17 protein-coding genes are annotated in these 14928 nt (G+C 44.5%); 6 read left to right on the forward strand and 11 right to left on the reverse strand.

Annotation, left to right across the window (positions count from 1 at the left end; all coding sequences use genetic code 11):
- The first annotated feature begins 64 nt into the window (after positions 1-64).
- Entirely contained in the window at positions 65-1372 is a 1308-nt protein-coding gene (locus tag FBF61_RS18370; protein WP_138479903.1) for a Gfo/Idh/MocA family protein, read from the forward strand.
- Positions 1373-1448: 76 nt separating this feature from the next.
- Positions 1449-1820 carry a DUF5618 family protein gene (locus FBF61_RS18375; RefSeq protein ID WP_138479905.1) on the forward strand — a complete coding sequence of 124 codons (372 nt, stop codon included), beginning with the start codon at positions 1449-1451 and terminating at the stop codon, positions 1818-1820.
- An 88-nt stretch (positions 1821-1908) separates the two neighbouring features.
- On the opposite strand, the gene accC is transcribed toward FBF61_RS18375, so the two are convergent.
- The 9 genes from accC to FBF61_RS18420 form a co-directional block, all read right to left on the reverse strand.
- Positions 1909-3252, reverse strand: coding sequence for an acetyl-CoA carboxylase biotin carboxylase subunit (accC, locus tag FBF61_RS18380; RefSeq protein ID WP_138479907.1), 1344 nt, complete (start codon positions 3250-3252; stop codon positions 1909-1911).
- A gap of 36 nt (positions 3253-3288) precedes the next feature.
- Positions 3289-3771: an acetyl-CoA carboxylase biotin carboxyl carrier protein gene (accB, locus tag FBF61_RS18385; RefSeq protein WP_138479909.1), complete on the reverse strand. Its 483-nt coding sequence runs from the start codon at positions 3769-3771 to the stop codon at positions 3289-3291.
- An 88-nt stretch (positions 3772-3859) separates the two neighbouring features.
- Positions 3860-4426, reverse strand: coding sequence for an elongation factor P (efp, locus tag FBF61_RS18390; protein ID WP_138479911.1), 567 nt, complete (start codon positions 4424-4426; stop codon positions 3860-3862).
- 31 nt (positions 4427-4457) lie between these two features.
- Positions 4458-5453, reverse strand: coding sequence for a beta-ketoacyl-ACP synthase III (locus FBF61_RS18395; protein ID WP_138479914.1), 996 nt, complete (start codon positions 5451-5453; stop codon positions 4458-4460).
- Positions 5454-5545: 92 nt separating this feature from the next.
- Positions 5546-6484 (reverse strand): phosphate acyltransferase PlsX, encoded by a 939-nt coding sequence (plsX, locus tag FBF61_RS18400; RefSeq protein WP_138479916.1) that lies wholly within the window; start codon positions 6482-6484, stop codon positions 5546-5548.
- Between the two features lie 132 nt (positions 6485-6616).
- A complete protein-coding gene (gene rpmF / locus FBF61_RS18405) occupies positions 6617-6811 on the reverse strand; it encodes a 50S ribosomal protein L32 (protein WP_138479918.1) in 195 nt (64 codons plus the stop codon).
- A 78-nt stretch (positions 6812-6889) separates the two neighbouring features.
- Complete coding sequence (locus FBF61_RS18410) at positions 6890-7441, reverse strand: YceD family protein (protein WP_229215119.1); 552 nt, start codon at positions 7439-7441, stop codon at positions 6890-6892.
- A gap of 74 nt (positions 7442-7515) precedes the next feature.
- Entirely contained in the window at positions 7516-8148 is a 633-nt protein-coding gene (locus FBF61_RS18415; RefSeq protein ID WP_138479922.1) for an acetyltransferase, read from the reverse strand.
- 129 nt (positions 8149-8277) lie between these two features.
- Entirely contained in the window at positions 8278-8937 is a 660-nt protein-coding gene (locus FBF61_RS18420) for a hypothetical protein (RefSeq protein ID WP_138479924.1), read from the reverse strand.
- Between the two features lie 113 nt (positions 8938-9050).
- On the opposite strand from FBF61_RS18420, the gene FBF61_RS18425 reads away from it, so the two are divergent.
- Positions 9051-10535: a M61 family metallopeptidase gene (locus FBF61_RS18425; RefSeq protein ID WP_138479926.1), complete on the forward strand. Its 1485-nt coding sequence runs from the start codon at positions 9051-9053 to the stop codon at positions 10533-10535.
- A gap of 69 nt (positions 10536-10604) precedes the next feature.
- Here the strand turns inward: FBF61_RS18425 and FBF61_RS18430 are convergent, their stop codons facing one another.
- Positions 10605-11516 (reverse strand): TIGR01777 family oxidoreductase, encoded by a 912-nt coding sequence (locus tag FBF61_RS18430; RefSeq protein ID WP_138479928.1) that lies wholly within the window; start codon positions 11514-11516, stop codon positions 10605-10607.
- A gap of 94 nt (positions 11517-11610) precedes the next feature.
- Positions 11611-12414: a lysophospholipid acyltransferase family protein gene (locus FBF61_RS18435; RefSeq protein WP_138479930.1), complete on the reverse strand. Its 804-nt coding sequence runs from the start codon at positions 12412-12414 to the stop codon at positions 11611-11613.
- Between the two features lie 231 nt (positions 12415-12645).
- On the opposite strand from FBF61_RS18435, the gene FBF61_RS18440 reads away from it, so the two are divergent.
- The 3 genes from FBF61_RS18440 (at position 12646) to FBF61_RS18445 (ending at position 14918) form a co-directional block, all read left to right on the forward strand.
- Positions 12646-14115 (forward strand): M48 family metalloprotease, encoded by a 1470-nt coding sequence (locus FBF61_RS18440; RefSeq protein ID WP_138479932.1) that lies wholly within the window; start codon positions 12646-12648, stop codon positions 14113-14115.
- A gap of 148 nt (positions 14116-14263) precedes the next feature.
- Positions 14264-14404, forward strand: a complete 141-nt coding sequence (locus FBF61_RS34665) for a hypothetical protein (RefSeq protein WP_166444558.1) — start codon at positions 14264-14266, stop codon at positions 14402-14404.
- A gap of 46 nt (positions 14405-14450) precedes the next feature.
- Complete coding sequence (locus tag FBF61_RS18445) at positions 14451-14918, forward strand: MarR family winged helix-turn-helix transcriptional regulator (RefSeq protein ID WP_138479934.1); 468 nt, start codon at positions 14451-14453, stop codon at positions 14916-14918.
- The last annotated feature ends 10 nt before the right edge of the window (positions 14919-14928 follow it).

Below are 14928 nucleotides of genomic sequence, written 5' to 3' on the forward strand. Positions count from 1 at the left end.
TTGTCTAACTGATTGCAAACCAAAGCAGTCGTTCACAAAGACCAATATCCTAAATCAATATTGTATGAAAAAAGAGAATGACGTTTCCAGGCGTGACTTTATCAAAAATTCCGCCGGCGCAGCTGTTGCCATTTCTATTCCTTCAATCATTACGGCATCTGCTTTTGGTGCAAACGACCGCGTGCGGGTAGCCGTTCTTGGTGTCAATGGCCGGGGAAAGGATCATATCAAAGGATTTTCTAATTTAAGCAATGTGGAGGTGGCCACTTTGTGCGATCCTGATAACAACATTGTGCAGCAAAGGGCAAAAGAATTTGAAGAGAAATACAGTAAGAAAGTAAAAACTGAAAATGACCTCCGGAAAGTTTTTGAGGATAAATCGATTGATGCGGTCAGCATTGCAACACCAAACCACTGGCATGCGCTGGCGGCAATCTGGGCCTGCCAGGCTGGTAAGGATGTATATGTAGAAAAACCGGGCTCACATAACCTGCATGAAGGCCGGAAATTGGTAGAGGCGGCTAATAAATATAAGCGGGTTGTTCAGCATGGTGTTCAGTTGCGGAGTTCCGAAGCGTTGAAAGAAGCGGTGAAACACCTGCGCGACGGACTGATCGGCAACGTATATATGGCGCGCGGGCTGGTGTATAAGTGGCGTCCGGATATTGGTGACAAAGGAACCGAAGCAATCCCGGAAGGATTGAATTACGATCTTTGGACAGGCCCTGCTGAAATGAAACGTTTTTCCAAAAACTATGTGCACTATGACTGGCACTGGCACTGGAATTACGGAAATGGTGATATTGGAAATCAGGGTATTCATGAAACCGACATGTGCATGTGGGGATTAGGGGTGGATACTTTCCCCGAGAAGATTACTTCATCTGGAGGCAAATTCCTTTGGAACGATGCAAAAGAAACCCCGGAAGTGTTGACTTCATCTTTTATCTATCCGAAAGAGAAAAAAATCATTGAGTTCGAAGTACGCCCGTGGATGACAAATGAAGAAGGCGGCGTAGGAATTGGTAATATATTTTACGGCTCGGAAGGGTACATGGTTGTAAAGGGCTACGACTACTATGAGACATTCCTCGGAAAGGAAAAGAAAGCTGGTCCAAGCCGGAAAGCCGGGGGAGACCATTATAAAAATTTCATTGATGCGGTCGTTGCAAAAGATCCGAAGCTGTTAAACGGTCCAGTTGAAACTGCACATTTGTCGTCAGGACTGGCGCATCTTGGAAATATCGCTTATCGTACCGGGAGAGCTTTAACATTTGATCCGGTCGCAGAGAAATTTGTTGGAGACGATGCAGCAAATGAATATTTGACAAGGAAGTACAGAGCGCCATATATGTTACCGGAAACTGTGTAGATTAGGATTGCCCGATTGAATAGCCCCAATGGTCCGGGGTTATTTTTTTAATTATATATTTGAGAAAAAAACACACATGGCATCATACCCTGAAATAGACCGGTATCTGGCCAACGCCAGAGAGATTTTAAGTACCAAGGCGGGTAAGGACGGAAACGAATATCTTGATATAAAATATGTACAGATGGCATCGGGAACGGCTTACAATGCTACTTTAATGATTGTAGATGAATATCTAAAAAAGAAAGAAGGGATTAAGTTTATCAAGCCAAAAAGTATCGACGATTATCGGATACGATTGCGAAAATATAATAAGACGCTTCTATCATACCTGAATGAAGCTTACGATACATTGCACTTGGCAGGGTATTATCATGGTACGCCCTCTGTGAGGACAATTAAGGGAGGACTTGGTGCAACTACGAAGATGCTGGCTATGATTGGATAAAAGTCACGGTATTTCTGCCGGATATTATATACAAAAACCTGCGAAAGCATAAGCTTCCGCAGGTTTTTTATTAAACAACAATATCAGATCAAAGCGTTGAAAAATCGAATGTTTCGAGGTATTTCGTTGTGAAATTACCTGATTTGAAACCGGGATCATCCATTAATTTGATGTGGAAAGGAATTGTGGTTTTGATACCTTCAATCACAAACTCCTGCAAAGCACGCTTCATTCTTGTAATCACTTCCTCCCGGGATTGTCCGCTGACGATCAGCTTCGCAATCATAGAGTCGTAATTTGGCGGGATCGAGTAGCCGCTGTAAACGTGGCTATCGATACGGATACCGTGTCCGCCCGGGAAATGCAGATTGGTGATTTTACCAGGAGCAGGTCTGAAACCGTTCGCTGGATCTTCAGCATTGATCCGGCATTCCATAGCAAAAAGCTTTGGCGTATAATTAATTCCGGAGATCGGCTCTCCTGCTGCTACTTTTATCTGTTCTTTGATCAGGTCAAAATCAGTAACTTCTTCTGTAATAGGATGTTCTACCTGGATACGGGTATTCATTTCCATAAAGAAGAATTCACCATGCTTGTCGACAAGAAACTCAATCGTTCCCGCTCCTTCATAACCTATCGCCTGCGCACCTTTGATAGCGGCTGCACCCATTCTTTCACGAAGTTCGGGTGTGATAATAGGAGAAGGAGTTTCCTCCACAAGTTTCTGGTGACGGCGCTGAATAGAACAATCACGTTCCGACAAATGGCAAACTTTTCCAAACTGATCTCCAATGATCTGGATTTCAATGTGACGTGGCTCTTCGACAAATTTTTCAAGGTACAAGCCGTCATTCCCAAAAGCTGCTGCTGATTCAGTACGGGCATCATTCCAGGCTTTTTCGAAATCGTCGGGTTTGTTGATAATCCGCATGCCTCGGCCTCCGCCGCCGGCTGTTGCTTTCACGATTACCGGATAACCGATATCTTCCGCCAGCTTTTTGCCGTGCTCAATGGAATCAAGCAGTCCTTCCGACCCTGGTACCACAGGTACTCCCGCCTTGATCATTGTGGCTTTGGCAGTCGCTTTGTCGCCCATACCGTTGATCTGAGCGGCGGTGGCGCCAATGAACTTGATACCGTAATCGGCACATATCTGAGAGAATTCCGCGTTTTCCGATAAGAAGCCATATCCCGGATGGATCGCATCTGCACCGGTAACTTCGGCTGCGGAAATAATATTCTGAATACTTAGGTATGACTGCCTGCTTGGGGGCGGGCCTATGCAAACTGCTTCGTCGGCAAAACGTACGTGAAGGCTGTCGCGGTCGGCAGTAGAGTAAACTGCGACCGTTTTGATGCCCATTTCACGGCAAGTTCTGATTACGCGTAAAGCAATTTCTCCTCTGTTGGCAATGAGTATCTTTTTAAACATGAAAATCAATTAAGTTTTACAGATCTTTCATCGCCCTTAAATGGGTTCAACCAGGAACAATGGTTGGTCAAATTCTACAGGAGTAGCATTTTCAACCAGGATTTTCACAATTTTCCCTGAAATCTCTGATTCGATTTCGTTGAAAAGTTTCATTGCCTCAATAACGCAAACTACTTTTCCTGGCTTGATTTCATCTCCGATGCTGGCAAAAGCCGGTGTTTCAGGGCTGGATGCACGGTAGAAAGTGCCGATCATTGGGGACTTGATGGTAACCAGATTTGAAGAAGCCGGTTCAGCGGAAGCTGGTTCAGCCGGTGCTGAATGTGTCACAGCTGTTGTAGGAACTGCTGGCGCAAAGGTTGGCGCAGGAACCGAAGTATGTGCCGAAGCGGAAGCCACTGCCGGAGCAGATCCGTAACGCTTCACCTTGATTTTCAAATCTGTTGTTTCAATGTTCACTTCATCAAGGCCGGACTGGGCGATGAAGTCAATCAATTTCTGAATTTCTTTGGTTTCCATTTAGTCAAATTTAAACTGTGAAGGTTGAAACCGTAAAGGCTTACTAATAAGCGGATTTAGCGGGGCATTTACCTTCCAGTAAATAAAATTATGATTTTACTCTTTCTACGTAATCGTATGTGCGGGTATCGACTTTGATTTTTTGTCCTTCTTCGATAAATAAAGGGACCATAATTCTTGCGCCTGTCTCTACTTCAATAGCTTTTTTGGGTGAGTTGGCCGTATCTCCTTTCAAGCCGGGCTCAGAATAAGTTACTACCAGTTCCACAAAAGGAGGCAATTCACACAAAAGAGCGGCGTCATTTTCAGTATTGATCAGGATTTCAACCTCCTGTCCTTCTTTCATCAGATCAGCATTGGTGACGAGTTTTTCGTCAATTAAAACCTGATCAAAAGTTTCCGAATTCATGAAGTTGTAACCAACGTCATCTTTGTACAGAAACTGGAATTTATGTCTTTCCACACGAACCGGCGTAATGCCGGCACCGGATGAAAACGTGTTGTCCAGAACTTTTCCGGATGTAAGGCTTTTCAGTTTCGTACGGACAAAAGCATTGCCTTTTCCTGGCTTAACATGCTGGAATTCAATCACCTGAAAAAGATCATGGTTGAAATTTATTACCAATCCGTTGCGCAAATCTGCAGTAGTTGCCATCTTGTTTCAATAAATTATTAGATACTAATTTTTATGCCCCGTAGGCCCATTTTAAATAAATGGCACCCCAGGTAAATCCTCCGCCAAAAGCAGCCAACACCAGATTATCCCCTTTTTTAAGTTGTGATTCGTAATCCCAAAGACAAAGCGGGATGGTAGCGGAAGTTGTATTGCCGTAGTTCTGAATGTTCATCATCACTTTGTCCATACCCACACCCATACGGTTCGCAGTGGCTTCTATGATTCTCCGGTTAGCCTGATGCGGCACGAGCCATGCAACATCATCACCTTTAAGCCCATTTTTTTCCATGATTTCCGCGGAAATATCAGCCATATTGGTGACAGCAAATTTGAATACCTGAGCACCATCCTGATACACATGATGCCAACCGTTGTCAACTGTTTCATGTGTGGGCGGATATCTGCTGCCTCCGCCTTTTTGGTTAAGATAAGGATAACCGGCGCCATCCGAGCGGATGATCGAATCTATAATTCCATTTCCTTCGGTATCCGGTTCCAGAAGCACAGCCCCGGCCCCGTCTCCGAAAAGAACACATGTTTTGCGGTCTGTGTAATCGACGATCGCGGACATTTTATCTGCGCCGACGATCACAATCTTTTTATATTTTCCGGTTTCAATAAACTGGGAACCCAGTGTGAGGGCATACACAAACCCGGAGCATGCGGCCTGGATATCAAAACTTCCAACGTTGCGAATGCCAACCATATCACAAATCAGGTTTGCAGTGCAAGGGAAAACAAAGTCAGGTGTGGTGGTAGCGCAAATCAGTAAATCAATCTCACCGGGAAGCGTATTGGTTTTAGCCAGTAAACCTTTTACAGCTTCGGCACCCATATGTGAACTTCCTAAACCTTCACCTTTGAGGATATGCCTTTCTTTGATACCTGTGCGACTGACGATCCATTCATCGTTTGTAGCAACCATCGTTTCCAGCTCGGCATTTGTCAAAATATAATCAGGCACATACCCTTGTATTCCTGTTATAGAGGCTTTTATATGGGTCATGGTTTAATTTAACTATTCAAAAAACCGAATAGATTTTGGTAAAATAGAAAGTATGAGTTTGTTCATAATGTGGTTGCCGGTATATTCCGTTACTAGCTCAAGGCTTGTGCGATATGTAAATATGCCTTAGACTTAACCTGCTTATAGGCCCAGCCAATCATATTTTGTATTGCTAGTGGTGAAGAAATACCATGTGCGATCATGACATTTCCGTTAACCCCGATTATGGGACTTCCTCCGATGGACTCGTAATTCGTCTGGTCAATAAAGTCGTCCTTGAATCCTCTTTTCTTAGAAATTTCGTAAAGCGATTCCCCTAATTTAAACATAATATTACCCGTAAAGCCGTCGGTTACAATAACGTCGGCCTTGTTGGTAAAGAGATCCTTCCCTTCGATATTCCCGATAAAATTGATTCGCTTGTTTTGTTTCAAAAGGGGATAGGTCGCCTGTGAAGTAAGTGATCCCTTTTGTTCTTCTTCTCCGATGTTCATCAGCGCAACCCTTGGGCGCTCGATCTGAAAAGTATATTGGGCAAAAATAGATCCGATTTCGCCGAACTGTGCGAGCACCTCCGGTTTACAATCTGCGTTGGCGCCTATATCCAGCATGACCGAATGGCCTCCGCCTACCTGCGGTACAAAACCGGCAATGGCAGGTCGCAAAATTCCTTCAATCGCTTTGATACTGAAAAGTGCCCCTACATGCATTGCACCAGTATTGCCCGCGCTGCAGAAAATATCGATCTCCTTTTCCTTAAGAAGTTTAAAACCGATTCCGATGCTGGAATTCGGCTTTTGAGAAAGTGCCTTTGTCGGATGTTCACCCATCTCAATAACATCTTCTGCGTGAACAACGTCAATATTAACGGGAGTGAAATTTTTCTGGTTGAATATGTCCCAAATCACACTTTCACGACCGATCAAAACGATTCTCGCCTCGGATGGTAGCTCAGAAGAGGCCTGAATAACCCCTTCGACAATTGCTTGCGGAGCTAAATCTCCTCCCATAGCATCTACCGCAATTTTCATTTACACGCTGTTATTTTAGACTAATAAGTTAGAAATCGAAGGTGTAAATTTAGTAGATGTGCCGTAGTAAAAAAGAATTTCGCAACAACTTTTATACGGCTGCTGCGAAATTGATATGCTCATCGACTGAAACTAAACCGTTTTAGAATAGTTTTCAACTACAACTTTACCTCTGTAAACCAGGTTGCCTTCGTGAACGTGCGCACGGTGGAACTGGTGAATTTCTCCTGTTGAAGAATCAGTAGCTAATTGCTTTCCGGTAAGGAAGTCATGCGCTCTGCGTGTATCGCGACGGGTAGTGGAATGTCTCCGCTTAGGATGTGCCATGATGCTTTATGTTCTGTATTGTTTATATTCTGATTGTAAAACTGTATATATGCCGGCTATTTTGCCGTGATTCAATGCTTAGTTATTTCCTTTTAACTTTTTGAGAGCTTCCCACCGTGGGTCAATCTTTTCTTCCCCTTCGCTTTCAGTTTCGGCGGTGTCTTCTGAAGAATAAACCAATATTCCTTCGGTTTCATCTTCATCATCCGTTTCCTCTTGCGTACGCAAATCGGGATGTATCTTTTTAAACGGCAGTGATAGTGCTATGAAATCAAAAAGGTAGCGCGCAACGTTGATCCTTGTCGTATTTCTGTTGATGATTTCAATCTCCTCAGTCAGCTCTTCATTATGGTCACCAAATTTCAGAATAATGCGCTCGTTAGAGTCGATTGGTTCTTCAAATGGTTCAAGGCTACGGTCACAAATCAATGTTACAATGCCCTGGGTGTGAAAATTGAGCTGGATCATGGTGGCCGATTTGTTCAATACAACGTGTGTTTTGAAGTGCCCGTGCTCGATCAAATCCTGGTCCAGTTCCTGAAAAAAAGCATCACCGGACTCCATGTCATAGTCATACTGCTTGTCTTCCAGACCGTAAATGTCTATGTTGTATTTACTTAGCTCTTTCACTTTTTCTGTCAAAAGGACTGCAAAGGTAATGTCTTACCATTAATAAAAAAAACTATAAAGGATTTTTATTGACATCAGACCTTCTTGGCCGGATTGCCAAAATACGTGGCTTTTGCGGCTACATTCTCCACGACTACCGAGCCCGCTCCGATTCGCGCATTTTTACCGATTTCAATGCCTGCTACAATGATAGCCCCGGAACCAATAAAAACGCCGTCACCGATTTTGACGCGGTCGTTGATAACAGCCCCTGCACCGATGGTAACATAGTCTCCGATTTGAGCTGAAGAATCGATCACGGATGCAGTTTGTATCAGGCAGTGATGCCCTATTTGGGATTTTGGGCCAATGGTGACCCTGGCGGCGACCAGGTTACCGTGACCTATGACTGCCATATCGGAGATCACAGCACTGTCGTGGATCGCGTTGACGGGCATGCTTTTGTAATCGTCTGTAAGTGTTTCCACCAATCTTTCGCGTACGGAGCGTTCTCCTATGGCAACAAACGCCTCACATTTCTCACCCAGAATATTAAGAAATGCGGTATCGTCAGTATCTCCGAGCACGCTTACTTCTCCGTACTGCTTGCCGTGAAGCTCTTTATGATCGTCAAGAAGACCATAGACCAGTACATTATTACGGCGAAAAATATCCAGTGCCTGAACACCCAGATCGCCTGCTCCAAAAATTAAAACGGGATTTTCCATACTCCAAAGTTATTGAATTGAGATGGTGATGAAACTTTAGTTTTTTACACCAATCATAATTATAAAAATCAAACCACCGGCGTCGAAAGAACCGATGGTTTGTTATATACAATTAATGGGATCTAAATGTTACAAGAAAGTAACCCTGAAAACAAACGGACTTCCATATGGTGATATGTTGTTTCCATAATCGTCCAGCTGGTTGTTGTAATTAAAATTAAACAAGGCTGTTAAATGAACCGCTTTTATAAAACGGCCTCCTATGGGCTGCGAATATGATGCTCCCAGCATGGGCGACGCGATCCATTTGCGCGCATCGTATTTTGTAAAAGTATCGACTTCCACATTCATCCCTTCCAGCTCGGCTATCGCATTGACCATCGGGAAAATCGAATACATCAGGAAAGCTCGTCCTCCGTAGTAAAATTCATTGAAACCGAAGTAGCGGGATTTATAATACATTCCCGTTACACCCACTCCACCGACCAGTTTCTCCGTCAGTTCGTAGCCGGCCATAGGTGATAAGTTGACATTCGTAACAGTTCCCAGGCTCAGCCCGAAACTGCCTCCCAGCCTTACCCGGTCAATAAATGGTCGCTGGCTAAACTCCACGTCCTGCTTTTTCTCAATGACCTGCTGCCGCTTTTCTACGGGCGGAATTTCCTTTTCTTCAGGTTGCTCCTTCCTCAGCGAATCCGGACGGTAATATTCGTCATTTTGCGCCATTACAGCCGGACGCGCAAAAAATGTGAGCGCTGCTATGCAAAAGAGGAGGATTTTACTTTTCATCTTAAAATCGTTTATTTTATAATATTGTAACTACTAACGCAGAAATCCGGGGTTTTGGTTTACCCCTGATTCGGTAGATCCGGGCTCCTCTAAACAAGTTTGAATATCTCATTATGCATTATAACATTTCCGTATCTGATCCGCAGGCCCGTTTGTTATTGCTCACTTATACAATTCCCGGTATTGACAGTGATTACATTGAAATACAGTTGCCTGCGTGGAGACCTGGTCGGTACGAAATTCAAAATTTTGCCAAAAATATTCAATTTATTGATGCATTATCATCTACCGGTGAGCATCTGCCACTGCATAAGGTAACAAAAGACAGGTGGCAGGTTGCAACAGCCGGGCAAAAAGAGGTGCAAATAAAGTATGCCTACTATGCTGCTATTCAGAATGCCGGCAGCAGCTATGTGGATGAAGAGCTGTGGTACCTGAATTTCATCAACTTCTGCATGTATACGGAAGGCCGTATTTCAGAACCTTATACGATTCATCTGGAACTGCCCGAGGGTTACAGGATTGCCTGCGGGCTTCCTGTTTTGGACAAAAATTTATTATCGGCCAGAGATTTTTACCAACTCGTTGACAGTCCGCTGCTTGCTTCCGCGAGTCTTCAGAAATGTGAATATTATGTAGCAAACGTTCAGTTTAATATCTGGATGCACGGTAATCTGCGACCCAACTGGAAACGCATCGAGCGGGATTTCAGAAAATTTTCTCGTGAGCAGATCGCAACGATGGGCGATTTCCCTGAAAGTGAATATCATTTTCTGAACCTCATTTTACCGACAGCATTTTATCACGGCGTGGAGCATCAGAATTCTACGATGATCGTACTCGGGCCGGACGATGAGGGGGAAGGTTTGTACAATGATCTGCTGGGTGTAAGTTCTCACGAGCTTTTCCATACCTGGAACGTCATAAAGATTCGTCCCAAGGAGCTTTTGCCTTATGATTTTACCAAAGAAAATTATTTCCAGACCTGCTTTGTGGCCGAAGGTTGCACGACTTACTATGGAGATCTTTTCTTGAAAAGAGCTGGCGTTTTTGCTGAGGCGGCCTATGTAAAGGAACTGCAGGTTTATATGAAAAGGCATTTCGAAGGCAGCGCCCATGCTACCCAGTCACTGACGGAGTCTTCATTCGACCTTTGGCTGGATGGTTATGAAAAAGGTATTCCGCACAGAAAAGTCTCGGTATATCACAAAGGGGCACTGGTGGCGATGATCCTGGATTTGTATCTCAGAAAAAAAACCGACCACGGAAAATCGCTCGACGATGTGATGCGGTTGCTTTGGGAGCGTTTCGGGAAACCTTTTATCGGATATACACTGCAGGATTATATCAATATAGTAGAAGAAGTAGCAGGTGAAAAACTCGAATGGTACTGGAAAGAATGCATCTATACCAGCGAGCCCCTCGAATTCAGGCTGAATGAAGCCCTTGCTTTTGTCGGCTTGCAAATGTCTGTTTTCAGTAATGGAAATATCCAGCTGAACGTGCTTGACGATTTGAAATCCAATACACAAAGGGATAAATGGCTGGCCCCAACGCATGTATTGTCTGAGGAGGAAAGGGAGGAAGAGGAAGAGTAGGGTGGCTTTCGGCTATCAGCTGTCGGCTTTTGTCATTTTCGACAGCCGACAGCTGATAGCCGAAGTCTATTAAGAAAGCACTTCCTGCAAAGCCGCCCCGATCTCCGGATACTCATATCTGAAACCCGTTTCAGTTGTGACCCGCTGATTGATCAGATAACTGCTTCCCAGCACCACACTCGACATTTCACCAAGCGCCAGCTTCAACGCAAATGCTGGCACATTGGGTAGCCACTGCGGCTTGCCCAGGACTTTACAGATCTTTTTTGTAAGCTCTTCATTGGTCACCGGTGATCCGGTAACAGCGTTATAGGCCCCTGTCCAGGCTTCATTTTCCATTGCTTCAATGTACATCCGGCAGATGTCATCGATATGTATCCAGGGCATCCATTGCTTACCCGAGCCAAGCGGTGCTCCGAATCCGAAGCGCGCCGGAAGCGCGATTTTAGGAATAGCGCCGCCCTGGTTGCTCAGTACTACACCAGTCCGGAGCTTCACAGTCCTTACACCAAGATCAGCAATAGAATCTGCGGCCTTTTCCCACTCCAAAGTAACTTTTGATAAAAAATCATTACCCGGTGGCGACGCTTCCGAATGGCGGATATCGCCGGTGTCTTCACCGTAATAGCTGCTTCCCGAGGCCGAAATCAATGCTTTCGGCCTGATATTGAGCTCCCGTAATTTTCTGGCTATTAAAATAATGCTGTCAGTACGACTCGAGATAATAGTTTTTTTGCGGTCCTCAGTCCAGCGTTTTTCGGCAACGCCCGCACCTGCGAGGTGGATCAGATAGCGGACATTTTCGAGGGATTTTTCATCCATATAGTGTTTGCTGATATCCCAATCAAACACTTGAACTGATTTGATATTTGTTTTTTTTCTGCTCAGATAAGCTACTTCATAACCTTTCTGTAACAACAATTCCGTAAGCCGCTTTCCTATTAAGCCGGTACCTCCGGTTATCAACACTTTTTGTCCCATAACTCAATAACGCCGCATGTTTATTTAAATTTTTCCAAATGGCCTTTCATCATATACGGTTAAAACAGGCCTTTGGTTGTCAGGCGGGCAGGTTTTAAACATTTGCGTCACCCGGATGATCCTGTTCAATGGCCTTTGTGACGCGTTCGACCATACTTTCAAGTGACTCATCCGGAAGAAAATGCATGGGCGGTTTGAAATGGACAGTGAGCTTTGTATTACGCTTTTTAAACCGCAGTCCTTTTTTGTCGAAAGCCCGGCGGAAACCATTGATGACCACTGGGATTACTATGGGTTTATGATCTTTGATCAGGTGTGCAGTTCCTTTTCTTACAGGCGCATAGGGCTTGGTAGTGCCTTGTGGAAAGCTTACCACCCAGCCATGACCCAATCCAAGTCCGATTTTATCCTGGGCCGAGTTATCAAGTTCACGTTTCACATTTTCTCCGTTGGCACGCCAGGATCTGTCAATAGTGATAGCGCCTCCGATGCTGAACAATTTTGGTAAAATGCCTTCTTTCATCGTTTCCGAAGCTGCCACATAATAGCACCTCGCGCGGGGCGAAAAAAGATAAAAGGGCGGAGAAATCGTATCCTTATAGCCCCATTTGGTCGCACAAAAAATATGATAAAATGCGATAACGTCGGCAAAGTAGGTCTGGTGATTGGATAGGAAGAGTACGCCATGGTCGGGGAGGTCCACGAGCTGTTCGCTGCCCATGATCTGGATTTTATTGACGGCGGTATAACGGTAATATGTAAACCAGCCGATAATGAAAATAAAAAAACGTTTAATTATCAGTAAGTTGCCAAAAGGGTCCTGTTCGAAAAGCCCCATGAAATCAAAGCGTACGAGCCAGGGTGGCAGCAGACTGTATATCGTTTTGTTAGAATTCATCGTGTAAATATGTGCACATAAGCCTGGCCTTGCCCGAGGTTATATTCCAATGGAAACATTTATACCAATTGACCGTAATTTATATAATATGCGGAGCTAAAAGTAAATATATTTGAAATTCCCATGATCGTCCTTCAACCGAAGAACACGAATTGGCATGATTCTTTCGTATTATACCCTACTTAATATAATTTTGACCAACTCCCTAATAATAGTCACAGTTTCAATTTTATGAAAATGAAAGTCCAGTTTCAAGTTCTGGTTGCCTTTTTCGCAGCAGGATTATTTACAGGTTGTTCCAAAAATCCGGTAACGGGCAAGAAGGAAATTATCTTCATGTCCCAGGAAAAGGAAATCGCACTGGGTGCCGAGTCACACCCTTCCATTGTTGCTACAATGGGGATTTATGATGATAAAAACATGCAATCTTTTATTACCGAAAAGGGAATGGCTATGGCCAAAATATCCCACAGGCCTGACCTCCCCTATAAATTTTTCATTGTAGACTCGCCTGTTGTCAATGCTTTTGCGGTGCCCGGCGGTTACGTATACTTTACCAGGGGTATCATGGCGCATTTCAATAATGAGGCTGAATTCGCAGGTGTTCTTGGGCATGAGATCGGGCATATAACAGCCAGGCATTCGGCCCGTCAGCAAACTTCCCAGATTTTCGGACAAGTAGGGCTTATGGCGGGTATGGTGCTTTCGGAAACCGTGCGTGGGTTGGCTGACCAGACTCAGCAGGCGCTAGGTCTTCTTCTGCTAAGCTATTCACGCGAGCATGAAACAGAATCGGATAAAATAGGCGTGGAATATTCCAGTAAAATTGGATATGACGCTCACCAGATGGCTGATTTCTTTGGTACTTTAAAAAAGATCAGTGAAAAAGGCGGCCAGAGCATTCCTACGTTCCAGTCAACGCACCCGGATCCAGGCGACAGGATGAATAAGGTAGAAAAACTTGCCACCCAATACCAGACCGAGCACCCTTCAAAATATAATGTGAACAGAGATTCGTACCTGCGCAAAATAGACGGGATTATTTACGGAGAAGATCCAAAGCAGGGTTTTGTGGAAAATGGTCAGTTTTATCATCCTACGCTGAAACTGCAATTTCCAGTACCCAGCGGCTGGCAATATGAGAATACACCGGCTCAGTTTCAAATGGCTGCCAAAGATGGAAAATCGATGGTTTTGTTCACGATGGCTGAAGGGAAATCTCTGGACGAAGCTGCTCAGGCTGTGATCAAAAATTACAGTCTGCAGGTTGCGGAAAACAATAAAACTACAATTAATGGAAACCCTGCTATTGTAATGGTTTCTACGCAAGTTGCACAAACGCAAAGTGGTCAGGCTGCCGCGGCGACAGCAAATTCAATACAGGTTGCAACCTGGCTGATCCAGTATGGAGGTAATATCTATGCAATTCATGGCGTAGCTACCGCTGCTAATTTTGCCGCAAATACCGGGCAGTTCAAATCCATTGCCCAGGGATTCAAGGCCGTAACAGATGGTTCCATATTAAACCGCCAGCCCGATAGGATCAGGATCAAATCAGTTCAGAAAGACGGGACGCTTAAAGATGCTTTAAAAGACAACGGACAAGCTGACGGCAAACTCGCCGACCTCGCTATCATCAACGGCATGGACCTTTCGGCTAAAGTCACCAAAGGCATGCTGATCAAGACGCTTGGGAAGTAACATATACGCTTCGATTCATACATCATCGCATTCACCCAACCCCTGGTTTCAACCCGGGGTTTTTTGCGTCCGCATCCCGGTGGTAGGAATCCCAGGATCGTGAATCTGTGCCGTGAATCCGGGTCATGAATCTGGATCGTGAATCCGAATGATGAATTCCGATCATGCACCTCGGATCGTGCGCGGCGTATCACCGATCCCCGGGTTGAAACCCGGGGCTGGCGGATCCATTCATCACGGAACTCCGGGTTTTAACCCGGAGCTGATGACCGTTCGCAAAACTTTTTAATGAAAAATTTGGTTGATATATCAACACAATTTACATTTGTACCATCATGAACGCAACACTAAATAGATTTATTAATCTCCGGGAAGATTTAAAGAACTCTCTCCAATTCAAACTGGGGATTGTGACAAAGCTGGTTTTTAAGAAAATGAATGCGCAATTGGTGCAGGAAGGTATTCCTGTGCTGGCCGAACAATTGCCTATACTAATGGTTGTATATTTCCAGGAACACGCTATGACCCAGCAGGAAATTGCAAACCTGCTGCAAAAGGACAAAGCAGGGATTCAACGTTCCGTGCAAACTTTATACAAAGATGGATTTCTGAAAATTGAAAGTGATGTTGTGGATAAAAGAAAGAACCTTGTAACACTTACCGCCAGCGGAAAATTCGTATGCGAAAGGATTCAGGCTTTGGTTATCGCCTTCGACAATCAGGTTATGGAACATTTTTCAGAAGAGGAGCGGAATACATTGAACGGTCTGCTGGACCGGGTAGCAGCAGTGATAGACAAATAAAAAAATTTAT

The sequence above is a fragment of the Dyadobacter bucti genome (genome assembly GCF_005869225.1).
In the GTDB taxonomy this organism is placed as follows: Bacteria; Bacteroidota; Bacteroidia; order Cytophagales; family Spirosomataceae; genus Dyadobacter; species Dyadobacter bucti.